21 protein-coding genes are annotated in these 21975 nt (G+C 73.1%); 5 read left to right on the top strand and 16 right to left on the bottom strand.

The features are described 5' to 3' along the window. The first annotated feature begins 158 nt into the window (after positions 1-158). Positions 159-1151: a diacylglycerol kinase catalytic domain-containing protein gene (locus tag EST54_RS13535; protein WP_244942507.1), complete on the top strand. Its 993-nt coding sequence runs from the start codon at positions 159-161 to the stop codon at positions 1149-1151. Positions 1152-1191: 40 nt separating this feature from the next. On the opposite strand, the gene EST54_RS13530 is transcribed toward EST54_RS13535, so the two are convergent. Further along, positions 1192-1749, bottom strand: coding sequence for a GbsR/MarR family transcriptional regulator (locus EST54_RS13530; protein WP_129247851.1), 558 nt, complete (start codon positions 1747-1749; stop codon positions 1192-1194). A 93-nt stretch (positions 1750-1842) separates the two neighbouring features. On the opposite strand from EST54_RS13530, the gene EST54_RS13525 reads away from it, so the two are divergent. The 3 genes from EST54_RS13525 (at position 1843) to EST54_RS13515 (ending at position 5170) form a co-directional block, all read left to right on the top strand. Further along, positions 1843-2775: an ABC transporter ATP-binding protein gene (locus EST54_RS13525; protein WP_129247850.1), complete on the top strand. Its 933-nt coding sequence runs from the start codon at positions 1843-1845 to the stop codon at positions 2773-2775. Further along, entirely contained in the window at positions 2772-4412 is a 1641-nt protein-coding gene (locus EST54_RS13520; RefSeq protein ID WP_129247849.1) for an ABC transporter permease, read from the top strand. Before EST54_RS13525 ends, EST54_RS13520 begins: the two co-directional genes overlap by 4 nt. Before the next feature lie 293 nt (positions 4413-4705). Next, positions 4706-5170 (top strand): BP74-related protein, encoded by a 465-nt coding sequence (locus EST54_RS13515; protein WP_129247848.1) that lies wholly within the window; start codon positions 4706-4708, stop codon positions 5168-5170. A 72-nt stretch (positions 5171-5242) separates the two neighbouring features. Here the strand turns inward: EST54_RS13515 and EST54_RS13510 are convergent, their stop codons facing one another. The 14 genes from EST54_RS13510 to EST54_RS34250 all read right to left on the bottom strand — a co-directional run bounded on the left by EST54_RS13510 (position 5243) and on the right by EST54_RS34250 (position 19771). Further along, positions 5243-5899 (bottom strand): response regulator, encoded by a 657-nt coding sequence (locus EST54_RS13510; protein WP_006604655.1) that lies wholly within the window; start codon positions 5897-5899, stop codon positions 5243-5245. Beyond that, positions 5896-7218 carry a sensor histidine kinase gene (locus tag EST54_RS13505; RefSeq protein WP_129247876.1) on the bottom strand — a complete coding sequence of 441 codons (1323 nt, stop codon included), beginning with the start codon at positions 7216-7218 and terminating at the stop codon, positions 5896-5898. Before EST54_RS13505 ends, EST54_RS13510 begins: the two co-directional genes overlap by 4 nt. Positions 7219-7333: 115 nt before the next feature. Further along, positions 7334-8116, bottom strand: a complete 783-nt coding sequence (locus tag EST54_RS13500; RefSeq protein WP_129247847.1) for an alpha/beta hydrolase family protein — start codon at positions 8114-8116, stop codon at positions 7334-7336. Continuing rightward, entirely contained in the window at positions 8113-9447 is a 1335-nt protein-coding gene (gene kynU / locus EST54_RS13495) for a kynureninase (protein WP_174857436.1), read from the bottom strand. Before kynU ends, EST54_RS13500 begins: the two co-directional genes overlap by 4 nt. Continuing rightward, complete coding sequence (locus EST54_RS13490; RefSeq protein WP_174857435.1) at positions 9440-10342, bottom strand: tryptophan 2,3-dioxygenase family protein; 903 nt, start codon at positions 10340-10342, stop codon at positions 9440-9442. Before EST54_RS13490 ends, kynU begins: the two co-directional genes overlap by 8 nt. A gap of 215 nt (positions 10343-10557) precedes the next feature. After that, complete coding sequence (locus tag EST54_RS13485; RefSeq protein ID WP_006604650.1) at positions 10558-10971, bottom strand: DUF3151 domain-containing protein; 414 nt, start codon at positions 10969-10971, stop codon at positions 10558-10560. Between the two features lie 118 nt (positions 10972-11089). After that, on the bottom strand, positions 11090-12670 hold the full coding sequence (locus EST54_RS13480; protein WP_129247846.1) for an MFS transporter: 1581 nt from the start codon (positions 12668-12670) through the stop codon (positions 11090-11092). A 93-nt stretch (positions 12671-12763) separates the two neighbouring features. Continuing rightward, a complete protein-coding gene (gene fbaA / locus EST54_RS13475) occupies positions 12764-13786 on the bottom strand; it encodes a class II fructose-bisphosphate aldolase (RefSeq protein WP_129247845.1) in 1023 nt (340 codons plus the stop codon). A gap of 213 nt (positions 13787-13999) precedes the next feature. Then, positions 14000-14542, bottom strand: coding sequence for an orotate phosphoribosyltransferase (pyrE, locus tag EST54_RS13470; protein ID WP_006604647.1), 543 nt, complete (start codon positions 14540-14542; stop codon positions 14000-14002). Positions 14543-14552: 10 nt separating this feature from the next. Next, entirely contained in the window at positions 14553-15446 is an 894-nt protein-coding gene (locus EST54_RS13465; protein ID WP_129247844.1) for an aldose epimerase family protein, read from the bottom strand. A gap of 120 nt (positions 15447-15566) precedes the next feature. Further along, entirely contained in the window at positions 15567-16496 is a 930-nt protein-coding gene (locus tag EST54_RS13460; protein ID WP_129247843.1) for an SRPBCC domain-containing protein, read from the bottom strand. A gap of 164 nt (positions 16497-16660) precedes the next feature. Beyond that, a complete protein-coding gene (locus tag EST54_RS13455) occupies positions 16661-18385 on the bottom strand; it encodes a polyamine aminopropyltransferase (protein ID WP_129247842.1) in 1725 nt (574 codons plus the stop codon). A gap of 277 nt (positions 18386-18662) precedes the next feature. After that, complete coding sequence (locus EST54_RS13450; RefSeq protein ID WP_129247841.1) at positions 18663-19184, bottom strand: DUF2617 family protein; 522 nt, start codon at positions 19182-19184, stop codon at positions 18663-18665. Between the two features lie 326 nt (positions 19185-19510). Further along, positions 19511-19771 (bottom strand): hypothetical protein, encoded by a 261-nt coding sequence (locus EST54_RS34250; protein ID WP_161989281.1) that lies wholly within the window; start codon positions 19769-19771, stop codon positions 19511-19513. A 232-nt stretch (positions 19772-20003) separates the two neighbouring features. Between EST54_RS34250 and EST54_RS13440 the strand changes: the two genes are divergently transcribed. Next, a complete protein-coding gene (locus tag EST54_RS13440; RefSeq protein WP_129247840.1) occupies positions 20004-21182 on the top strand; it encodes a pyridoxal phosphate-dependent aminotransferase in 1179 nt (392 codons plus the stop codon). Positions 21183-21242: 60 nt separating this feature from the next. Here EST54_RS13440 and EST54_RS13435 read toward each other — a convergent pair whose 3' ends face one another. After that, positions 21243-21959 carry a hypothetical protein gene (locus EST54_RS13435; RefSeq protein WP_129247839.1) on the bottom strand — a complete coding sequence of 239 codons (717 nt, stop codon included), beginning with the start codon at positions 21957-21959 and terminating at the stop codon, positions 21243-21245. Positions 21960-21975: the final 16 nt, after the last annotated feature.

Raw genomic sequence — 21975 nt, 5'->3', positions numbered from 1 at the left:
GACAACGTGCGTGTTCACGCCTACGTCATCGCCAGAGCCGTCGAACCGGTGCCCCGGAATAGACGAAGCCCCTGGCGCAATAGCGCAAGGGGCTCTTGCACCGAGATGCTACCTGAGGAAGGACCGAGGTGTCGGCGCAGCCTTCTGGGCATTCTCCCGTGGACTCCGTTCGGGGGTACCCCCTGCTCGTGGTCATCGACCCGGATGCCCGTAGTACCGACGGCGAGGCCGTACGGATCGCGAAGGATGTCCTGTGCGCGGGCGCGGGGGCGAAAATCTGCCTTCCGGAGGGCCCGGAGGAATTCGCGCGGATGCTTGCCCGGCGCGGGCAGCGACGGCCGGTGGTGATCGGTGACGACCGGGCGCTGCTGCGGGTGGTGGGCCTGCTGCACAAGGAGCGGGAGCTGGCCGGGGTGCCGCTGTCGATGGTCCCGGTCGGGTCGCCGGCCGCCGTCGCGCTGAGCCGCACGCTGGGCATCCCGACGGACACGGTGGCCGCCGCCCGTGCCGTCCTGGACGGCGGGGAGCGCCCGATGGACCTGCTCACGGACGACAGCGACGGCATCGTGCTGGGCAGTCTGCGCATCCCGGGCGGCAGCGAGGCGACCGGGGCGGGGCGCGGGGCGTCCGTGCCGCGGCAGTCGTCCGCGGCGGATGCGGCGGATGCGGCGGATTCCCCGGCGGCACGCGGCGGCGGCCCGGTGGGCGCGGTCAACGGGCACCACCCCTGGTGGAAGCCGTATGCGCGCACCGCCCGTACGGCGCTGTCACTGCTGGGTGCACCGGCGGGCGGGCGCTGGGCCGCTCCCCGGGCCGGCGCCGGCGGGCGCGGGGGCGTGCGACGCACCCGGGTGCCGGGGCAGCGGCTGCGGATCGAGGCGGACGGGGTACTGCTGGCGGATCTGGACCGGCCGGTGCGCGGGGTGTCGGTGGTGCCGGGCCGCCGGTCCGCGGCGGACGGCGGCGAGCTGGCCGAGGTCGTGGTCCACTGGCCGGGCGGCGCGCGGCCGGTGCGGACCCGGGCGCGGGCGGTGACGGTGTCCGGCGCGGACTTCCACTACCGGGCGGACGCACTGGTCGGCGGGCCGGTCCGGACCCGTACGTGGACGGTGCAGCCGGCGGCCTGGCGGCTCCAGCTGCCGCGGGACTAGGACCCGTCCGGCCCTGGCCCACCGGGCAGCCCCTGGAGCGTCAGCGGCCGGCGTCTTCGAACTCGGCCCGCATCTGGTCGCGGTGTTCGCGCCAGCGCTGGAGCAGCCCGGCGAGCTCCTTCTGGAGGAACTCGAAGAACACCAGCGTCTCGCCGATCCTGCGGCCCGCGGGCGAGTCCTCGCCGAGGCTCTCGACGCCCTCGCGCAGGGTGCCCTCCCAGCGGGTGAGGGCGTTGTCACGGCGGGCCAGCGCCTCGTACCACTGGTCGCTGTGCACGCGGTAGCGGTCGCGGCGGGAGCCCGGCTCGCGCTCGCGGCTGACCATGTCGACCTGGGAGAGATAGCGGATCGCGCCGGAGACGGCGGCCGGGCTGACCTGGAGGCGCTCGCCGAGTTCGGCGGAGGTCAGCACACCGGAGTCGGAGGCCAGCAGACAGGCGAAGACCCGGGCGGACATCCGCTGCATCCCGGCGTCGACCAGTTGCGAGGCGAAGCGCTCGACGAACTGCGAGACCGCCTCGTCATCGCGCTTGTCGTCGGCGCTGTCGGGGCGGACGTCAGCGGTCCGGTCCGCGCCCTGCTGTGGCTGCTCGCTCATCTCCGCATCATCTCCCCTTGATCAGAACCGCCCCTCAACTTTATACGGTTTCTTAACTTCACAAATTTGTGAATCTAGCGTACCTTCAAAATCATGACCACGGCACTCTCTCCCGCTCCCGCGATCCGGGTCGACGGCCTGCACAAGTCGTTCGGCCGCACCCACGCGCTGGACGGCCTCGATCTGCGGGTCGGGGCCGGTGAGGTACACGGCTTCCTCGGACCCAACGGCGCCGGGAAGTCCACGACGATCCGCGTTCTGCTCGGCCTGCTGCGGGCCGACGGCGGCACCGCCCGACTGCTGGGCAGGGACCCCTGGCAGGACGCCGTCGAACTGCACCGCCGTATCGCCTACGTCCCCGGTGACGTCACCCTGTGGCGCAATCTCTCGGGCGGCGAGGTCATCGATCTCTACGGCCGGCTGCGCGGAGGCCTGGACACCGCGCGCCGCGCCGAGCTCCTGGAGCGGTTCGAACTCGACCCCACCAAGAAGGGGCGGACGTACTCCAAGGGCAACCGGCAGAAGGTCGCCCTGGTCGCAGCCTTCGCCTCCGCCCCCGAGGTCGAGCTGCTCATCCTCGACGAGCCGACCTCCGGCCTCGACCCGCTGATGGAGGAGGTCTTCCAGAACTGCGTGGCCGAGGAGCGCGACCGCGGGCGCACCGTCCTGCTCTCCAGCCATGTGCTGTCCGAGGTCGAGGCGCTCTGCGACCGCGTCAGCATCATCCGCAAGGGACGGACCGTCGCATCCGGCTCGCTGGGGGAACTGCGGCATCTGACCCGCACCTCGGTGGTTGCCGAACTCGCCGGCATGCCCAACGGGCTGGGCGCCCTCCCCGGCGTCCACGGGCTGGAGATCCGGGGGCAGCGCGTCACCTTCCAGGTCGACACCGACAAGCTCGACGCCGTGCTCCGCTCGCTCGGCACCTCCGGCGTCCGCAGCCTCACCAGCACCCCGCCCACCCTGGAGGAGCTCTTTCTGCGCCACTACCAGGACGACGCCCGCAGCGAGGCGATCGCACGATGACCACCATGGCCGCCCCGCTGTCCGCCCCGGCCGTGCGTGCCCGCCAACTGGCGGGCACCGGGCCCCTGTTGCGCCTGGCGCTGCGTCGCGACCGGGTGCTGATCCCGGCGTGGGTCCTGGGCCTCGGCCTGGTCGTCGTCGGCACCGGCTCGTCCTTCGAGGCGCTCTACGACACCGCCGCCCGGCGCGCCGCGCTGGCCGCCTCGATGAACGGCAACGGCTCGATGCGCGCGCTGTACGGACCGGTCTTCGGCGACTCCGTCGGCGGGCTGATCGCCTGGCGGATGGCCGGCTTCGGCGCCGTCCTCGCCGCCGTGATGAGCCTGCTGATCGTGGTCCGGCACACCCGCGAGGAGGAGGAGACAGGGCGTCAGGAGCTGCTCTGTGCGGCCATGGTCGGCCGTCGCGCCCCGCTGACCGCGGCTCTGCTGACGGCCCTGACCGCCAACGCGGCGCTCGTCGTGGTGATTGCGGGCGGTCTGGCCGGCTCCGGCCGGCCGGCCGCCGGTTCGCTCGCGCTCGGCCTCGCCATCGGCTGCACCGGCATGCTGTTCGCCGCACTGGCCGCCATCGCCGCCCAACTCACCGAGAGCGCACGGCTCGCCAAGGGCCTGACCGGCGCCGCGCTCGGCCTCGCCTTCGCGCTGCGCGCCGCGGGCGACACCGCCACCACCGGTGCCGGCTCCCCGCTCACCTGGATCTCGCCGATCGGCTGGGCGCAGAACCTGCGCGCCTACGCCGGCGAACGCTGGTGGCTCGTCCTGCTGTTCCTGGCGGCGGCCGCCCTGGCCGGCTGCGTCGCCTACGCCCTGACGGCCCGCCGCGACCTCGGGATGAGCTTTCTGCCCGCCCGCCCCGGCCCGGCCGTCGCACCCCGTTCCCTGAGCGGCCCCTTCGGCCTGGCCTGGCGGCTCCAGCGCACCACCCTGGGGGGCTGGACGCTCGGCTTCGTCTGCGCCGGCGGACTCTTCGGCGGTATCGCCAAGGGCGCCGCCGATCTGGTCGGCGGCAATGAACGGACCCGCGAGATCTTCGCGCGGATGGGGGGTCAACAAAACCTGACCGACGCCTTCCTGGCCACGATGGCCGGCATGCTCGGCATGGTCGCCGCGCTCTACGCGGTGGGCGCGGTGCTGCGGCTGCACGGTGAGGAGACCGCCGGGCGGGCCGAGCCGGTGCTGGCCGGCGCGGTGGGCCGGCTCCGCTGGACGGCCGGTCATCTGGCCCTCGCCTACGGGGGCAGCGCCGTCATCCTGGCCTTCGGCGGTCTGGCCCTGGGGGTCTCCTACGACCTCTCGGCCGGCGACCCCGGCGGCCGGACGGGCCCGGTGCTGGCCGCCACCCTCGCCCAGGTCCCGGCCGTCTGGACGCTCACCGGCCTGGCGGTCCTCGCCTTCGGCCTGCTCCCCCGGGCCACGACCGCCGTCTGGGCCCTGGTCGGCGGCTGTCTGACCCTCGGCTGGGTCGGCCCCTCCCTCGATGTCCCCCGCTGGGCGATGGATCTCTCGCCGTACGGTCACCTCCCCAAGCTGCCCGGAGCGGACGCCACCGCGGCCCCGTTCCTCTGGCTGCTGGCGCTCTCCGCCCTGTTCACCGCCGCCGGTCTGGTGGGCGTACGCCGACGCGACCTCGGCTGATCCCGGGCGGCCGGCCCCCGGCCGCCCCCGCATCCGTGCGCCGCCGGAGCTGTAGCGGACTCCGGCGGCGCACTCGCCTGCGCGGAAACGGGGCCGGCGGGCGGGCATCCACAGGGTGTGGATGCCGGGTGCCGCCCCGCGTCGGCAGCACACCAGGCTCCCAATGACCAGTCACCCTGCGCCATTTCACCTGACGGTGCGATAACCCACAGTAACTCTAGAACCCAGGGTGATCGTGTTGTTACTTTGCGTATGCGTGGTCGTGACCACGGCACGCGGCATCGGAGGGGATCATGCGACGCATCAGTACCAGGATCGGCATGCTTGCGGCGGCGGCGCTGCTGGCCGTCACCGCGGCCGGGCCCGCCCGGGGACAGCAGGCGAGCGACACCGCCCGGCGCACCGCCACCGACACCGCGGCCTACTTCGTGATGACCGACATCACGCGTGCGGAGTTCGTCATCAAGCTCACCGACCCCCGCAAGATCCAGCACGCCCGGGAGTTGCTGAGCGGGGCGACCAGCTCGGAGCCGCATGTCATCGGCCGGATCGAGAAGCGCCCCGCCCCGTACAACGGGCGCTGGAGCTTCCATCTCCGCCCGGAGACCATCGACTTCTTCGACTTCGCCATCGAGGTCTGTGACGCCACCACGCCCTATGTCGAAGACCATCTCGACGAGGCCGGCGGCCCGTTCCTGCCCGGGCTGATCTGGTGCCCCTGGAGCTCGACCCTGGTGCGGGAGGTGCCCCAGCCGTAAGGCCCCCGATCCGGGCCGCCGGCCTGCCCCGCCCACGGCTCCCGGGCGGGGTCCCCGCCGGGGCGGCGGCCCTCAACCTCCCGGCGTCACCAGCCGCGCCTCGTACGCGAACACCGCCGCCTGGGTGCGGTCCCGCAGCCCCAGCTTCACCAGGATGCGGCTGACATGCGTCTTCACCGTGGATTCGGCGACGACCAGATGCTCGGCGATCTCACCGTTCGACAGGCCCTGGGCGACCAGCACCAGGACCTCGGTCTCACGCTCCGTCAGGTCGGCGATGCGTTCCTGGGCCGGGGCGCGCGGGGTGCCCAGCCGGGAGAATTCGGAGATCAGCCGCTTGGTGACGGTGGGGGCGAGCAGGGCCTCGCCGGAGGCGACGATCCGTACGCCCTCGGCGAGCTGGCCGGCCGAGGCGTCCTTGAGCAGGAAGCCGCTCGCCCCGGAGCGCAGCGCTTGGTAGACGTATTCGTCCAGGTCGAAGGTGGTCAGCACGAGCACCTTGGCGTCCGCGTCGGCGGCCACGATCTCGCGGGTCGCCTCCAGGCCGTTCATCTCCGGCATCCGGATGTCCATCAGGACGACATCGGGCCGCAGGACCCCGACCTTCTGCACCGCTTGGCGGCCGTCGACGGCCTCACCGACGACCTCGATGTCCGGCATGGCGTTGAGCAGGACGGAGAAGCCCTCGCGAACCATCACCTGGTCGTCGACGATCAGTACGCGGATCATGCTCGTTGCCCCCCTGTCGCGGCCTCGCCCGCCGCATTCCCCACCGGAATGAACGCCGCGACCTCGAAGCCGCCGTCCTCGGTGTGGTCGGCGGTCATCTCGCCGCCCAGCATTTGTACCCGCTCGCGCATGCCCAGCACACCGTGCCCCGCCCCCGGGGACGGCTTGGCGAGGCGGCTGGGCCGGCCGTTGACGATCCGCAGGCCCAGGCCCCCCAGGACGTAGGAGATCTCCACCCGGGCATCGGCACCCGGCGAGTGCCGCAGCGCGTTGCTCAGCCCCTCCTGCACGATCCGGTACGCGGACAGCTCCACGCCCTGCGGCAGCGGCCGGGGCGCCCCGGTGATCACGGCCTCGACGTTCAGCCCGGCGCTGCGGACGCTGTCGAGCAGCGAATCGAGGGTGGCGAGCGTGGGCTGCGGGGCCTCCGGGTCGCTCTCGGCGAAGGCGTCCGGGTCCGCGGAACGGACCACGCCCAGGATGCGGCGCAGCTCGGTCAGCGCGGCGACGGCGTTCTCCCGGATCGTCGCGAAGGACGTGGCGAGCTCGGGCGGGGTGTTCTCCACGCGGTACGGAGCGGCCTCGGCCTGGATGGCGATCACGGACATGTGGTGGGCCACCACGTCGTGCAACTCGCGGGCGATCAGCGCGCGCTCCTCCAGCAGCGTGCGCCGGCCGCGCTCCTCGGCGGTGACGGTCCGGGTCTCGACGACCTGCCGGCGCTCCTCGCGCCAGGCCCGGACGGCGGCGGCGGCGAGCAGCACCACTCCGCTGAAGAACGCCGCCGGCGGCAGATCGCTCGGGTCCTTCCCCACGAGCGCCGTCAGCACGGCCGCCAGGCCAAAGGTGACCAGCCACATCTCGATGGCCAGCCGGGGCCGGGTGCGCAGCACCACGAGCACCATCACCGAGAAATGGGTGGCGAAGGCGGAACCGACGAAGATGCTGGCGAACGGGGAGGAGAAGCCCGCATAGGCGAACACCGACACCACGAAGGCGGACAGCGACAGCCAGTAGGCGCCCACCGGGCGGAAGAGCGTGAGCATCGGCCCCGCGGCGACCAGCCCGCTGAAGCCGGTGACCAGGATGCCGCGCAGCGAACTGGTCCCGGAGCCGCTGGTGAGGGTCGCCAGGAAGACGCACAGCGAGAAGAAGCCGACGGCGAAGTGCGGCAGCCAGCGCGTCCAGTGCCGCAGCCGTTCCGGCAGCCACGGCACCCACCGGGACACCTTGGCGTCCTCCAGCGGAGGCATCGGGCGGAACGCGAAGGCGTCGACGAACAGGTCCTGGCGCAGCCGGTGCAGCGCGCCGTGCGCCATCCGGGCCTCCGAGCGCAGGGTGCCCTGCGTCTGGGTCGTGTCATTCACGCTGACAACGGTAAGCAACCGCGCGCCGCCGGGCGTCCCCACCAGTGGGGATCTGCCGGCGTCCGCCTCAGGTACTAGACGGCCGACCCACCAGCCCGGCCAGGACGTCACAGCTGGGGCTGCCGGGAGTGACGGGGGCGTAGTGACCGACGCCGGGCAGCTCACGCAGCACGGTGGTGGCGGGGCTCCGTGCCGCGTACCGGCGGGAGAGGTCGAGCGGGACGTCCGGGTCGTCGGTGCCGTGCAGGATCGTGACCGGGATGCCGGCGGGCGGCCGGCGCGCGGGGTCGGCCGCGGCGAGGCGTTCCGGGAAGCCGGGCCCCGCGCCGAGCAGCTCGCCGACCGCACCGTCGCTCAGCCCCAGCTCATGGGCGCGGGCGAGGTCGGCGACCGGGGAGACGGCCAGCACCCGGGTCACGGGGGTGTCCGGGCGGGCGGCGGCGAGCAGCGCGAGATGGCCGCCCGCGGAGTGGCCGACGAGGACCAGGGACGGGTCCGCCGCCGCCCCCGCCAGGGCCGCGCAGGCCGCCTCGATGCCCGCCGTGACGTCCTCGAACGTCTGCGGCGCCCCGCCGCCCGCGCCGACCCTGCGGTACTCCGCGAGCGCGACCGGCAGCCCCCGCCCGGCCAGCTCCGCGGCGAGCGGCGACAGATGGCGGCGGTCGTAGGCCGCGCGCCAGAATCCGCCGTGCAGCAGGACGACCAGCGGGCCGCGCACCGGCGCACCGCCGCCAGCCCGCGGCACATACAGGTCGACGAGCTGGTCCGGGTGCGGCCCGTAGGCCACCGTCCGGTCCGGCGCCACCGGGGCCAGCCCCAGCAGCGCCGACTCCTCGTCCGCGACCGTCACCCGGCGTCCCCGGACGACACCTCGGGCAGCGCCCGCAGCACCTCGCCCAGCACCCACGCCGCCCGCTCCGCGTCCGCGAAGGAGGTGTAGAGCGGGGTGAAGCCGAAGCGCAGCACATCGGGAGGGCGGAAGTCGCCGACCACCCCGCGCCGGATCAGCTCGTCCATCACCAGGCCGGCGACGGGGGTGCCGCCCTGCCCGAACGACGAGCCGAGCTTGGGGGAGCAGGCCAGCGACACCTGGCTGCCGCGCCGCTCGTGCGCCTGTGGCGTCAGGGAGCGGACCACGTCCGGCGGCACATAGGCCTGCACGCACTCCAGGAAGAAGTCCGTCAGGGCCAGGCTCTTGGTGCGTACGGCCTCGATGGACACCCCGTCCCAGGCCTCCAGCGCCGCCTCCAGCGCGAGCAGCGAGAGGATGTCGGGGGTGCCGACCCGGCCGCGCGGAATGCCGTCGGCGGGGGTGTAGGCCGGGTCCATCGCGAACGGATCGGCGTGGGAGTTCCAGCCCGGCAGCGGCGATTCGAACCGCTCCTGGAGGCTCTCGCGGATGTAGAGGTAGGCGGGCGAACCCGGGCCGCCGTTGAGGTACTTGTACGTACAGCCGACGGCGAGGTCGACGTGGTGCGCGTCGAGGCCGACCGGCAGCGCACCGGCGCTGTGGCACAGGTCCCAGACGGCGAGCGCGCCCGCGGAGTGCAGTGCGTGGGTGATGCCCGGCAGGTCGTTGAGCCGGCCGGTGCGGTAGTCGACGTGGTTGACCAGCGCCAGCGCGGTCCGCTCGGTGACCTCGTCGGCGATCCCACCGGGCTCGACCGGGCGTACCGCGAGGCCGGTCATCCGGGCCGCGGACCGGGCGATATAGCCGTCGGTGGGGAAGGTCGTGGCGTCGACGAGGATCTCCGTGCAGCCCTTCCCGGCCATGCGGACCCCGCCGACCACGGCCTTGAAGAGGTTGACGCTGGTCGAGTCGCCGACCACCACCCGGCCCGGTCCCGCCCCGATCAGCGGCGCGATCTTGTCGCCGATCCGCTCCGGCGCGGTCCACCAGCCCGACTCGGTCCACGACCGGATGCGCAGCTGACCCCACTCGCGGGCGATGACATCGGCGATCCGGCCGGGCACCGCACGGGGCAGCGCCCCGAGGGAGTTGCCGTCGAGATAGACGCCGGCGCCGCCCGAGGCCTCATCCGGCGCGGCATCGAGGACGAAGCGGTCGCGGATCGCGGCGAGCGGGTCGGCGGCGTCCAACTGCTCGGCGCGGGCGGCCTGTTCACGGGCGCCCGCGGAACCGGGGCGGGCGGCGGCAGGGAATCCGGGGGTCTCAGACATGGCTGCGCGCCGTCCACAGCTCGGGGAAGACGTTCTTGCGGGCCCGCTTCTCCAGCCAGGCCACGCCCGCGGAGCCGCCGGTGCCCATCTTGGCGCCCATGGCCCGCCGGGTCGCGACCAGATGGTCGTTGCGCCAGCGCCAGACCAGCTCGGCGACATCGGTCAGCGTCTCGCCGAGCTGGACGAGGTCCGACTCCTGCGGGCCGTCGTAGATCTCGGCCCAGACGGCCTCGACGCCCGGATCCGGTTCGTAGCGCAGCGCCGGGTCCCGCCGCAGCACGGCCTCCGGGACCGGGTAGCCGCGGCGGGCGAGCAGCCGCAGCACCTCGTCCCACAGGCTCGGCTCCTGGAGGGCCTTCTCCAGCTCGGCGCGCTCGCGCGGCGCGCCGCGGTGCGGCACCAGCATGGAGGCGGACTTCTCGCCGAGCAGGAACTCCATCCGCCGGTACATCGCGGACTGGAATCCGGATCCCTCACCGAGCGCGCTGCGGTAGGCGTTGAACTGCGCCGGGGTCAGCCGGGCGAGCGGTTTCCAGGCGGCGTTCAGCGCCTCCAGCTCGTAGGTGGAGCGGCGCAGCGCGTCCCGGGCCACGGTCAGGTCGTCGCGGCGCAGCGCCTCGGCCGCGGTGCGCCACTCATGGACGATGACCGTGAACCACAGCTCCATGACCTGGGTGGTGACCAGGAAGACCATCTCGCCGGGGTCGTCGGAGAGCGGGTGCTGCAGATGGGTGAGGACGTCCGCCTGGACATAGTCCTCGTACGGGGTGGTGCTGCTGGAGCCGATGCTGAGATCGGGGGCGAACGGCGGGTCGGGCTCGGCATCGGCCGGCACGGGAACGGCGGGTGCACTCGCCACGCTGTCCGCGGGATCTGTGGGAGACGGCTGCGACATGAGGGACTCCTCAGGTGCGAACTACCGGGTAGCGGTCCGCCCCTTCCTCGTCGGCTCGGGAGCCCCGGTCCCCTCGGGCTCGGGATGGCCCGGCCCACTGAAATCATCGGTGCTGGACAGCGACCGCGCAAGGGCCGGCTGCGATCACGCGGCCGGCCCTCGGTCGTGCCCGGCGCCCCCGGCGGCGGGGCCGCCCGGAAGGACCGCGGCGGCCGTCAGGTGAGGGTGTCGGCCGCGGTCGGCGAGGAGTCCCGCAGGAAGGTCGAGCAGCGCTCGTACTCCTCCTGCTCGCCGATCGCCTGGGCGGCGCGGGCGAGGGCGTGCAGCGCCCGCAGGAAGCCGCGGTTGGGCTCGTGCTCGAACGGCACCGGGCCGTGGCCCTTCCAGCCGGCCCGGCGCAGCGCGTCCAGGCCGCGGTGGTAGCCGGTGCGGGCGTAGGCGTACGACTCGACGACCCGGCCGCCCTCGAACGCGTCGTCCGCCAGCTGCGCCCAGGCCAGGGAGGAGGCCGGGTACTTCGCGGCGACATCGGACGGCGCGGTGCCCGCGGCGAGCATCTCGCGGGGCTCGGGGTCGTCGGGCAGGTGGGTCGGGGGCGGTCCCCCGAGGAGGTTCTCGTGAATGGCCATGTCTCCCAGTCTGCCTGGTCGCGGGGGCGGGGTGGGACCGGCCCGGGAGCGGGCGGGGGTCCGCGGCGGCTCACCGGCTGCCGCTCCCGCCCGGTGGCCGCTCCCGCCCGGCGGCCCCTCACCGGCTGTTGCTCCCGCCCGGCGGCCCCTCGCCGCCGGCCGGTGGCCGCTCCGCCTCCAGCGCCCGGGCCTCGCCAGGGTCCAGCGGCGGTGCACTCACCCCGCAGTGGTAGACGCACTCCGGGTGACACCGCTCCGCGGGGGCGGGCTCGGCGGCCCGCAGCGCCGGGGTGCGCACCGTCAGCCAGGCGATCAGCCCGCCGACCACCAGGATCCCGGCACACAGCGGCATCGCCCGCCGGAAGGCCGCCCCGAACTCGTCCGCCGAGCGGTAGGCCTCGGGGCCGAAGCCCGCCAGCAGCGGCAGCGCGGCGACCGCCATCAGGCTCGCGGCCCGGGCCGCGGCGTTGTTGATGCCGCTGGCCAGGCCCGCCCGGTCCACGTCCACCGACGCCAGTACGGTCGAGGTGAGCGGAGCGACCAGGGTCACCATCCCCGCGCCCAGCACCACCAGCGCGGGCAGCACGTCGGTGGGGTATGAGGCGCCGCGGCCCGCCCGCGTCATCAGCAGCATCCCCGCGGCACACAGCAGCGGCCCGACGGTGAGCGGGATCCGGGGCCCGATGCGCTGCCCCAGCGCCCCGGAGCGGGCGGACAGCAGCAGCATCAGCACGGTGGTGGGCAGCAGCGCCGTGCCGGCCTGCAGCGCGGAGTAGCCCACCACGACCTGGAGCTGGAGCACGACCAGGAAGAAGAACCCGCCGAAGGCGGCGTACACGCACACGGTCACCACGTTGACCGCGGAGAACAGCCGGATCCCGAAGATGGCGGGCGGCAGCATCGGATCCGGGCTCCGCCGTTCGACACGGAGGAAGAGCACCCCGAGCAGCACCCCGATGACGGCGGGCAGGATCACCCCCGGCGACGCGCCCCCACCCGGCGCGGCGATCAGCGCATAGGTCACCCCGGCCAGCGCCAGCGCCCCCAGCACCGCGCCCGGTACGTCGAAGCCACGCCGCTCGCGGGCGTCCCGCTCCCGGGTCTCCGGTACGTGCCGCAGCGCCACGGCCACGCACACCACCGCCAACGGCACGTTCAGGAAGAACACCCAGCGCCAGCCGGCGCCGTCCACCAGCCAGCCGCCGATGAACGGGCCGACGGCCGCGGCCACCCCGCCGAGCCCGGACCAGGCGCCGACCGCCCGCGCCCGGTCGTCGGGGTGGAAGACGGCCTGGATCAGCGCCAGCGAGCCGGGGGTGAGCAGCGCACCGCCGACGCCCTGCAGCGCCCGGGCCGCGATCAGCACCCCGGCATGCGGCGCGAGCCCGCACAGCAGCGAGGCCGCGGCGAACCACACCACACCGATCACGAACACCCGGCGCCGGCCGAACCGGTCGCCGAGCGCACCGCCCAGCAGGATCAGCGAGGAGAGGGTGAGCATGTAGGCGGTGACCGTCCACTGGAGCACGGCCAGATCGGCGTTGAGATCCTCGCCGATCCTGGGCAGGGCGACATTGACGACGGTGCTGTCGAGCATCGCCATGCCGGACCCCAGCACGGCCGTCGCCAGCACCCACCGGCCCTGTGCCGAGGTCAACCGGACGCCGCCGGGGGCCGTGGACTCCTGCCGTGCACTCATACCGCGAGCTTGCCCGGCGGCAGGGCGCTCTGCACGGCGAAGACCCCGCATCTCTCCCGGAGACGCGGGGCCCTCGGACCCGTAGGGGACGGGCTACTTGATCTTGGTGCCGGCGGAGCGCAGGTGGGTGCAGGCCTCGGTGACGCGCTTGGCCATGCCGGCCTCGGCCAGCTTGCCCCAGCTGCGCGGGTCGTAGGTCTTCTTGTTGCCGACCTCGCCGTCGACCTTCAGCACACCGTCGTAGTTGCGGAACATGTGGTCCGCAACCGGGCGGGAGAAGGCGTACTGGGTGTCGGTGTCCAGGTTCATCTTGACCACGCCGTTCTCCAGCGCGGTGGCGATCTCCTGCTCGGTGGAGCCGGAGCCGCCGTGGAAGACGAAGTCGAACGGGGCGGACTTGCCGTACTTGGCGCCGACGCCCTCCTGGAGGTCCTTCAGCAGCTCGGGGCGGAGCACGACGTTGCCCGGCTTGTAGACGCCGTGGACGTTGCCGAAGGAGGCGGCGAGCAGGTAGCGGCCCTTCTCGCCCAGGCCGAGCGCCTCGGCGGTGCGCAGCGCGTCGTCGACCGTGGTGTAGAGCTCGTCGTTGATCTCGTGGGTGACGCCGTCCTCCTCGCCACCGGTCGGGGTGATCTCGACCTCAAGAATGATCTTGGCGGCGGCGGCCTTGGCGAGCAGCTCCTGGCCGATGGCCAGGTTCTCGGCCAGGTTCTCGGCCGAGCCGTCCCACATGTGGGACTGGAAGAGCGGGTTCTGCCCCTTGGCCACGCGCTCCGCGGAGATGTCCAGCAGCGGGCGTACGTAGCCGTCGAGCTTGTCCTTGGGGCAGTGGTCGGTGTGCAGCGCGACGGTGACGTCGTACTTGTCGGCCACGACGTGCGCGAACTCGGCGAGCGCGACCGCGCCGGTCACCATGTCCTTCTTGTACTGGCCGCCCAGGAACTCCGCACCACCGGTGGAGATCTGGATGATGCCGTCGCTCTCGGCCTCGGCGAAGCCACGCAGCGCGGCGTGCAGCGTCTGCGTCGACGTGACGTTGATGGCCGGGTAGGCGAACTTTCCTGCCTTGGCCCGGTCCAGCATCTCGTTGTAGACCTCGGGGGTTGCGATGGGCATCTGTCCGCTCCTTGTGTGTGGGTGTGCGTTCTTGGCCCTGACCAGGGGGCGAGGACTTCGCCGAGCACATCTTCCCAGACGAGGCCCATCGGGCCGCATCGCCTGCCCGGCCGTCTCGCACAGTGGGCGGCCGGTTTCACGTGAAACCAGCCGCCCCTCGGCAAAGCCGCAGTTCAGAGCCGTTACGCACGCCGGAGCGGGCTCGGCCGGACCTCAGCCCAGGCCGAGGTCACCGAGCTGGTAGCCGGTGAGGTACGGCAGACCGGCCTCGGCGATGGCCGACGCGGCGCCCCGGTCCACGATCGTCGCCACCGCGACGACCTCGGCGCCCGCCTCCCGCGCCGCCTCGACGGCGGTCAGCGGCGAGCCGCCGGTCGTGGAGGTGTCCTCGACGACCAGGACCCGGCGGCCCGTGATGTCCGGGCCCTCGATACGGCGCTGCATACCGTGCGCCTTCTGCGCCTTGCGGACGACGAAGGAGTCCAGCCGCCGGCCGCGCGCGGCGGAGGCGTGCAGCATCGAGGTCGCGACCGGGTCGGCGCCGAGCGTGAGCCCACCGACCGCGTCGTAGTCCAGCTCGGCGGTCAGGTCCAGCATCAGCTGACCGACCAGCGGCGCGGCCTCGCCGTCCAGGGTGATCCGGCGCAGGTCGATGTAGTAGTCGGCCTCCTTGCCGGAGGAAAGCGTCACCTTGCCGTGCACCACGGCCTTGTCCTTGATCTGCTGCAGCAGCGCGCCGCGCACGTCGTCACTCATGCGCACGAGCTTATGCGGTCTCCCCGGACAGGCTCCGCCAGCTCCAGGTCATGGAGATCTCCAGGGGATCGATGGGGGTGACCAGGCGCGGCATGGTGTTGAGGCCGTTCGGCGGCCCGGTCTGCGGCTCGACACAGACCGCGGCCTCCTGCTCGTCGTAGACCACGACCCACTCGGCACGGCTGGTGATCTTCAGCTGCAGCCGGCCCGGCCAGGTGAGCGTGGCGTCGACCCCCCGCGGCATACCGAAGCAGTCGTCCCAGGGGCCCGGCGCCGGCGGGATCCGCCGGCCGGTCGGGAGGTGGTCCTCGCCCCGCTCCTCCTGCCACTCGGGGGCGAAGTCGAGGCGGACGTCCTCGCCGCCCTCCCCCAGGTTCCGCCGGAACCAGGGGTGCCAGCCGGCCTGGGCGGGGAAGGAGTCATCGATCGTCTCGATGCCCATGGTCAGGGTGAGCGAGCCGCCGTCCTCGGCGAGTTCGACGAGCTGGGTGACCCGCCCCGGGTACGGCCAGGGGGCCGCCGGGTCGGTGAGCTCATAGGTGAAGACCGCCTCCGTGGCGCTCGAACGCGCCGTCCGCCAGCGGAGGTTGCGGCCGGTGCCGTGGATGGCGTGCGGTGCGGCATTGAGCGGCATCTGGTGCAGTTCACCGCCGCCGTGCGCCCCCGACCCGAGGGCGACACCGCTGCGGAACTGCCCGTGATCGAGCCTGCCGCACCACGGAACCATCGGGAAGCAGCCGTAATGGTCGCCCTGCCGCAGCAGCTCCGTACCGCCGACGCGAAGGCCGGCGATCCGGCAGCCGTGGTCCGGCCGGACGATCACTTCGGCGTCTCCGGCGGCCAGCCGTACGCCCTCCGGCGCCTCGGTCCGCGCTGCGCTCTGCGTGGTGTTGTCGGTACTCACGGAAGCGACCCTAAGGGCTGTCCCGTCATCCCTGGTGGATCAGCGCACGGCGTCAGATGCACTGCGCTCGCTGCGCTCACTCCGCCTGCCACCGCCCGCCACCGACCGCGAACGGCAAGGTCAGCGGCGTCGGCGCAGCACCCGGCCGACGACCACGGCGGACGCCAGCACGACCGCGGCGGCGGGCGCCGCCCAGCGCAGCGTCATCGAGGTGGCGTTCGGCTCCGGCGCCGGCACCGGGGCGTACCGCCCGCGCGGCGGGGCGTGGTCGACCTCCTCCGCGCTGCGCCCGATCATCGTCCGGCGGGCGTGCGCGGCCTCGGCGGGGGCGATCCCGTCCTCGTCATGGCCGTACGCGTGCTCGGGGCGCGCCTCGTGCGCGGCGTGGAAGGCGTCCGCCGCGTCGTCCACATCGAGGTCCTCGACGGCATCGAGGTCCTCGGCACCGGCCACCTCACCGATGTCCGCCGTCCCGAGGGCGTCCTCGTCACTGAGCGGGTCCAAGGACGGCGGCAGCACCTCGGCGTCGGACACCCCGGGCACCGGACCGGCCTGACCGTCTTCCCCGGACGCCTCCGCCCCCGGCCGCTGCCGCAGATCCTCCGTCAGGTGCTCCGCGAAGCGGTCCAGCAGCCGGCGGCCGGCGGCCGCCGCGGACTGGTCGGTGGCCTCGGCGAGCCGGCCGTCGCTGTGGACCGTGCCGGAGCAGACCAGTCGCGTACCGGGACCGGGCTCGGTGGCCGGGAACAGCCGCAGGGTCAGGGACAGCACCGCCGCCCCGTCCCCGCGCGACTCGGCGCCCTTCGCCTCGACGGCCACCACGGCCGCGGCGTCGTCACCGGGCTCGACGTCCGCGGCGGCGACCGTCAGCGAGCCGCGGTAGGTGATGGTGGAGCTTCCGATACGTAGCCGCAGCCGTCCCTCCGGGCGCCGGGGGACCGCCTCGGCATCGAGCTGGACTCCTGGGACACAGCGCGCCACCCGCTCGGGCTCGGTGAGCGCCTGCCGCACGGTCCCGACGGGAAACGGAACGTACACCTCATGCTCCATGACATGGGAGCCTACCCAGCGTGCCCGCACCCGTGCCCGCCCACGCAAGGTTTTCCGCGCACCGGCCCGCACCCGCACACTCCCGCCACCACGGCGCATCGCCCGGAGGCGCCCCCCGGATCCGGTGGGCGCCCGCTCGGTCCAGAGAGCGCGGACGCATCAGCTCACCCCAGATAGCGCGGATGTATCAGCGTCGACGCCGGCAGTCCCGGTATCCGGCCCCGGGCCACCCCGCGCCGGCCGGCCTCCAGTTCCTCCCGGCCCAGGCCCCCCAGCGGGGGTGCGTCGGGCGCCAGGCCGAACCGCGGGCGGTGCCGCGCGGCCAGGACGAAGCCCCAGTAGCGGCCCCGGCCGGCCGAGGGCGCGGCGGCGGGCACCTCCGCGTCCACCAGCGGCAGGGGGTGCGCCGCGCGGTCCGGGCCTCCGTAGAAGGACGCGGGCCGGCCGGGCAGGCGGTACGGCACGGTCGCCAGGCCCACCGAGCGGACGGTCGCCTCCACCGTCCAATACAGCCGCGCCCGCTCGACCGGCGGCCCGGCGTGCACCACCAGCCGCCCGTCCTCGGCCAGCATCCGCGCCGCGAGGCCGTAGAACTCCTGGGAGTAGAGCTTGGTGCTCGCGGCGATCCCGGGGTCGGGCAGATCGGAGACGATGACGTCGTACGGGGCCGGCCGCCGGCCGCCGCCGCGCATCCCCTGCTCCCGCAGCCAGTCGAAGGCGTCCTCGGTCACCACCGTCACCCGCGGATCGCTGAGCGAGTGCCGGTTGAGCCGGGAGAGGCCGGGGTCGGTCCGCGCCAAATGCAGGACACCCGGGTCGAGTTCGACGACGGTCACCGAGCGGACCGAGTGATAGCGGAGGATCTCGCGCACCGCGAGACCGTCACCGCCGCCGAGGACCAGCACCCGGTGGTGCGGGCCGCCCGCCATCGCCGGATGCACCAGCGCCTGGTGGTAGCGGTACTCGGTCTCCGCGCTGACCCGCAGCCGGCCGTCCAGATACAGCGCAAGCGGCCCGCCGGAACCTTTCCTCCCCCGCCCTCCACCGGCTCCGTCACCCGTGCCGCCGGTCATCACCACCTCCTGGATGCCGGTCTGCACCGCCACCCGCGCCGAGGAGCCGTACACCGCCTGCCGGGCGGCCCGTTCGAACGGCGTGGCCAGCACCATGCCCGTGGCCAGCAGCGCGAGGACCAGGACATTGGCGCCGAGCAGCGCCCAGCGCGCGCGGGCGGTCAGATCGCGGCGGAAGAGCCACAGCACCAGCACCCCGCCGGCCACCGCGTTGACGCCGCCGGTGAGCAGGGCGCCGGTCAGCTGGCCGAAGCTCGGCAGCAGGAGGAAGGGAAAGGCCAGGCCGCCGACGAGCGCACCGACATAGTCCGCGGCGAAGAGGTCGGCGACCGCACCGCCCGCGTCCTGCCGGCGCACCCGCTGGATCAGCGTCATCAGCAGCGGCACCTCGGCGCCGATCAGGATGCCGATGGCCAGGGAGAAGCCGACGAGCGCGGAACGGGACTGGCCGAACCACGCGAAGCACGCGTACAGCGCCATCGCGGAGGCGCCGCCGACCAGCGCAAGGCCCGCCTCGACCGCCCCGAAGCCGACCGCGGCCCGGCACCGCAGCCGCTTGGCGAGCAGCGCACCGACGCCCATCGCGAAGACCATGACGGACAGCACGACCGATGCCTGGGTGACGGAGTCGCCCACCAAGTACGTGGCCAGGGCGACGAGTTCCAGCTCATAGACCAGACCGCAGGCGGCGCAGACGAAGACGACGCCGAGGACGAGCAGCCGGCCGAGGCCGGCCGGCACGGGCAGCCGCGCCGGTGTCAGGTCCTCCGGCGGCCCGACGACTCCGGTGGGAGCGGGCTCTGGCGGGTCGATCATGCGTGAACGTTACGTGACGGTTCCGTGGCTCTCCGTCACCCACACGAGTACAGTCTGCGGGCCCCGCACGGGAGTTGAGGCCGGGGCGCCGCACAGGGCACCGTAGGGGCACCCGCACCGCACACACCGCGCGCACGCCATCCTTCGCGCCCCGCCGGACCTCCACGCCCCCGACCCGGACCGCCACGCCCCCGGCGCAGCACCCTCGCGCTCCTCGCACCGCCCACGCCCCCACACCCTCCTGTCGACCGGACCGGTCACTTTCGCCCGGCTCCCGCTAGACCGCCGCGACCGCCGCACGTACGCCCACGCGGGTACGGGTGGCCACCAAGCGGCCCTCCTGCGGATACGCGTGCCAGGTCCGCCAGCGCACCTGCCCCTGCTGACACTGCGCCAGCATCGCCGTGAAGGCGTGCGGCGAGCCGGGGAACGTACCGGCGAGGCCGTGCGGATGCTCGGCCACCAGCGCCAGCAGCTCCTGCGCCCGCCCGGCGAACGAGCCGCGCGAGAGGTTCTCCACATGGGCGGCGAACTCGTACTCCCACTCCCCCAGCCGCTTCGCCACACCGAGCGGCAGCGGTGTGCTGCTGCCCGGCATACAGGCGACCGTTTCGGAGCACGTGCCGCGCTCCTCCTCAAGAAGCACCTGGTGAGAGGCGCCGAGCAGCCTCAACTGCAGCTGCACGCCGTGGAGTTGGAGGTCGAGTACGGCGAGCGCGGGCAGGGGTTCCCTGCCCAGCGCCCAGGCCAGGTCGGATGCACGGGTATCGGTGTACGCCGTCGTCAAAGTGGTGAGCATGGGTCGGCTCCGCAAGCACGCAGTGGAATGGTGGGCCGGCCCGCCCAAGAAGGATCAGGAATGTACGACTGCCTGCCGGCTCGTGCCCACGCGGGATCGGAGAACGTGGGGGATTCTCTGATGAAGAGGGAATCATGAAAGTCCGGTCGCCCACAGCGCTTTTACCCATCTCCCCCCGGGTTTACATCCGCTCGGGGGCCTTGCAGTTCAGTTGTTCAACACCCATACGTAAGGCGGGCGTTGAGGTTTCCCTCCACGCCCGCCGTGCGCATATGCGGTAGCAATGAGCCACCCGCATAGTGCGGTGTGAGCGGCCCGCCGGCGGGTCAGGAACCGCCGCCTCCGCCACCGCAGCCACCACCGCCACCGCAGCCACCACCCCCGCAGGAGTGGCCGCCGCCGCACCCGCCGTGGTGGCCCCCGCCGTGTCCGTGGTGCCCGCCGCCCGAGCCCCCGTCACCGCCGGCCCACCAGCTTCCGGCGGCCGCACCGCCGGAGCCACCTCCCCGCCCGGCGCCGCTGCGCGCAAACAGGGCCACCAGCCCGATGACCGCCGCGCAGATCACGAGGAACATCACGATTCCCATGTGCCTCACACTCCTTTCGTTCCCCCGAAGCGTGGGGCACCTCCCACGCCCTTCAGGCAGTGGGGGCGCATCCGCTCCGTCCGGCGCCCTGTGCGCCGTTCCGGCGCCGTCCCGCGCCGGTGGCCGTCCTCGTCGACGGCCGTCACTGTCCTTCGTGCGGGGCTGATGCCCCGGCCGCGCGGTCTCAAAGCACAGTTGAGGAACTCCAGAGGTTCGACGGAGGATGGCGGGCATGGACCGACCGCTGCTCAACCGCCGCCTCGCCGAATTCGGCACCACGATCTTCGCCGAAATGTCGGCACTCGCCGTACGGACCGGCTCCATCAACCTCGGCCAGGGCTTCCCCGACGCCGACGGGCCGGAAGAGGTCAGGGAGGCCGCGGTGCGCGCCCTGCGCGACGGCCGCGGCAACCAGTACCCGCCCGGCCCCGGCATCCCGGAACTGCGCACCGCCGTCGCCGCCCACCAGGAGCGCTTCTACGGACACCGCGGCCTGTCCTACGACCCCGACACCGAGGTCCTGGTCACCGCGGGCGCCACCGAAGCCATCGCCGCCGCGCTGCTGGCACTGCTGGAGCCGGGCGACGAGGTCATCGCGCTGGAGCCGTACTACGACTCGTACGCCGCGTGCATCGCGATGGCGGGCGGCCGGCGCGTCCCGGTGACCCTGCGCCCGGACCCGGAGGCCGGCGCCTACCGCCTCGACCTCGACGAGCTGCGCGACGCCGTCACCGACCGCACCCGCCTCATCCTCCTGAACACCCCGCACAACCCCACCGGCACGGTCCTGTCCCCCGAGGAACTCACCGAGATCGCCCGCCTCGCCGTCGAGCGCGATCTCCTCGTCATCACCGACGAGGTCTACGAGCACCTGGTGTTCGAGGGCGCGCATCTGCCGCTCGCCTCGTTCCCCGGCATGCGCGAACGCACCGTCACCATCGGTTCGGCCGGCAAGACCTTCTCCTTCACCGGCTGGAAGGTCGGCTGGGCCACCGCGCCCCCGGAGCTGATCAACGCCGTCCGCTCGGCGAAGCAGTTCCTCACCTATGTCTCCGCCGGCCCCTTCCAGTACGCCGTCGCCGAGGCGCTCGCCCTCCCTGACGACTACTTCACCGGGCTGCGGGACGACCTGCGGGCCAAGCGCGACGTCCTGGCCCACGGACTGTCCGAGGCCGGCTTCCGCGTCTACCGCCCCTCCGGCACCTACTTCATCACCACCGACATCCGCCCCCTCGGCCACGACGACGGCTTCGCCTTCTGCCGCGCCCTCCCCGAACGCGCCGGCGTCGTCGCCATCCCCAACGCCGTCTTCTACGACCACAAGGAGGTGGGAGCGCCCTTCGTGCGGTTCGCGTTCTGCAAGAGCCCCGAGGTACTCCAGGAGGCGGCAGACCGCTTGAAGCGTCTCTGACGGCCGCCGGCCAGGGCCCCGGCGGTCGTCACGGCCGGGGCAGCACGCCTCCCCGCCGACTCACTGCGGAGCGAGCGGCATGGCCTCGAAATCCTCGAAGAGGTAGGCATAGACCTGCGCGAGATAGGCCCGCAGCTCCCGCTGGTCGGGGAAGCGCACATAGGTCAGCCCGAACCACTGCTCCACCGTCAGCGGCTCGTTCGTCACGAGGTGCATGAGCCCCGCGCGAATCGTGTCCTGGTAATCGGGCCAGGCCGCATCGAAAGTCCCCCGCAGCATGCCGAGATCGTCGACCGCCTCGACCCCGAGAATTCCCGCACAGAAATGCAGAAAGCGGCGGTCGATGCCGGGTACGTCCAGCCCCAGGTCGGCCAGCGGGGCGGTGACCGGGTCCATCTCCTCGTAGCCGCCCGGGTACGGGTAGAGCGTGGTGTTCCGCAGGTCGGCGTCGTTCTCCGGCCCGTCCTCGTTCTCCAGTTCCTGAGCGGGGCGATATACCCCGTACAGCAGGCCGCGCGTCGAGAAGTCCGCGTAGACGTAGTTCACTTCACCGCTGGGGCTGTACGGCCGCCGGGGATCGATGGTGATCGCCGTGGCCTTCCCCAGGCACTTCTCTCCCTCTCCGTAAACGGCCTCGAACGGCAGAATCGGGGAGAGGTCGTGATTCTTCAGCGCCGCCTCACGCAAGGCGTCGTCCGCTTGGACCATGGCCTCCTCGGTGTCGAAACGGCTCGCCCACGGGCCGGTGCGGGGCGGCAGCTCGTCGCGGATCGACATGGGGGTGGGACTCCGT

This window comes from Streptomyces sioyaensis, assembly GCF_004122735.1.
GTDB classification, from domain to species: Bacteria; Actinomycetota; Actinomycetes; order Streptomycetales; family Streptomycetaceae; genus Streptomyces; species Streptomyces sioyaensis.
This window is presented reverse-complemented; position numbering and strand designations above follow the sequence as displayed.

Bases quoted from the DNA above. Each gene is read 5' to 3' on its own strand.
- fbaA (WP_129247845.1), bottom strand. From the start codon at position 13,786: ATGCCCATCGCAACCCCCGAGGTCTACAACGAGATGCTGGACCGGGCC.
- EST54_RS13455 (WP_129247842.1), bottom strand. From the start codon at position 18,385: ATGATCGACCCGCCAGAGCCCGCTCCCACCGGAGTCGTCGGGCCGCCG.
- EST54_RS13435 (WP_129247839.1), bottom strand. From the start codon at position 21,959: ATGTCGATCCGCGACGAGCTGCCGCCCCGCACCGGCCCGTGGGCGAGC.
- EST54_RS13510 (WP_006604655.1), bottom strand. From the start codon at position 5,899: ATGATCCGCGTACTGATCGTCGACGACCAGGTGATGGTTCGCGAGGGC.
- EST54_RS13480 (WP_129247846.1), bottom strand. From the start codon at position 12,670: ATGAGTGCACGGCAGGAGTCCACGGCCCCCGGCGGCGTCCGGTTGACC.
- EST54_RS13450 (WP_129247841.1), bottom strand. From the start codon at position 19,184: ATGCTCACCACTTTGACGACGGCGTACACCGATACCCGTGCATCCGAC.
- pyrE (WP_006604647.1), bottom strand. From the start codon at position 14,542: ATGAGTGACGACGTGCGCGGCGCGCTGCTGCAGCAGATCAAGGACAAG.
- EST54_RS34250 (WP_161989281.1), bottom strand. From the start codon at position 19,771: ATGGGAATCGTGATGTTCCTCGTGATCTGCGCGGCGGTCATCGGGCTG.
- EST54_RS13525 (WP_129247850.1), top strand. From the start codon at position 1,843: ATGACCACGGCACTCTCTCCCGCTCCCGCGATCCGGGTCGACGGCCTG.
- EST54_RS13440 (WP_129247840.1), top strand. From the start codon at position 20,004: ATGGACCGACCGCTGCTCAACCGCCGCCTCGCCGAATTCGGCACCACG.
- kynU (WP_174857436.1), bottom strand. From the start codon at position 9,447: ATGTCTGAGACCCCCGGATTCCCTGCCGCCGCCCGCCCCGGTTCCGCG.
- EST54_RS13530 (WP_129247851.1), bottom strand. From the start codon at position 1,749: ATGAGCGAGCAGCCACAGCAGGGCGCGGACCGGACCGCTGACGTCCGC.
- EST54_RS13520 (WP_129247849.1), top strand. From the start codon at position 2,772: ATGACCACCATGGCCGCCCCGCTGTCCGCCCCGGCCGTGCGTGCCCGC.
- EST54_RS13485 (WP_006604650.1), bottom strand. From the start codon at position 10,971: ATGGCCATTCACGAGAACCTCCTCGGGGGACCGCCCCCGACCCACCTG.
- EST54_RS13515 (WP_129247848.1), top strand. From the start codon at position 4,706: ATGCGACGCATCAGTACCAGGATCGGCATGCTTGCGGCGGCGGCGCTG.
- EST54_RS13505 (WP_129247876.1), bottom strand. From the start codon at position 7,218: ATGGCGCACGGCGCGCTGCACCGGCTGCGCCAGGACCTGTTCGTCGAC.
- EST54_RS13460 (WP_129247843.1), bottom strand. From the start codon at position 16,496: ATGGAGCATGAGGTGTACGTTCCGTTTCCCGTCGGGACCGTGCGGCAG.
- EST54_RS13490 (WP_174857435.1), bottom strand. From the start codon at position 10,342: ATGTCGCAGCCGTCTCCCACAGATCCCGCGGACAGCGTGGCGAGTGCA.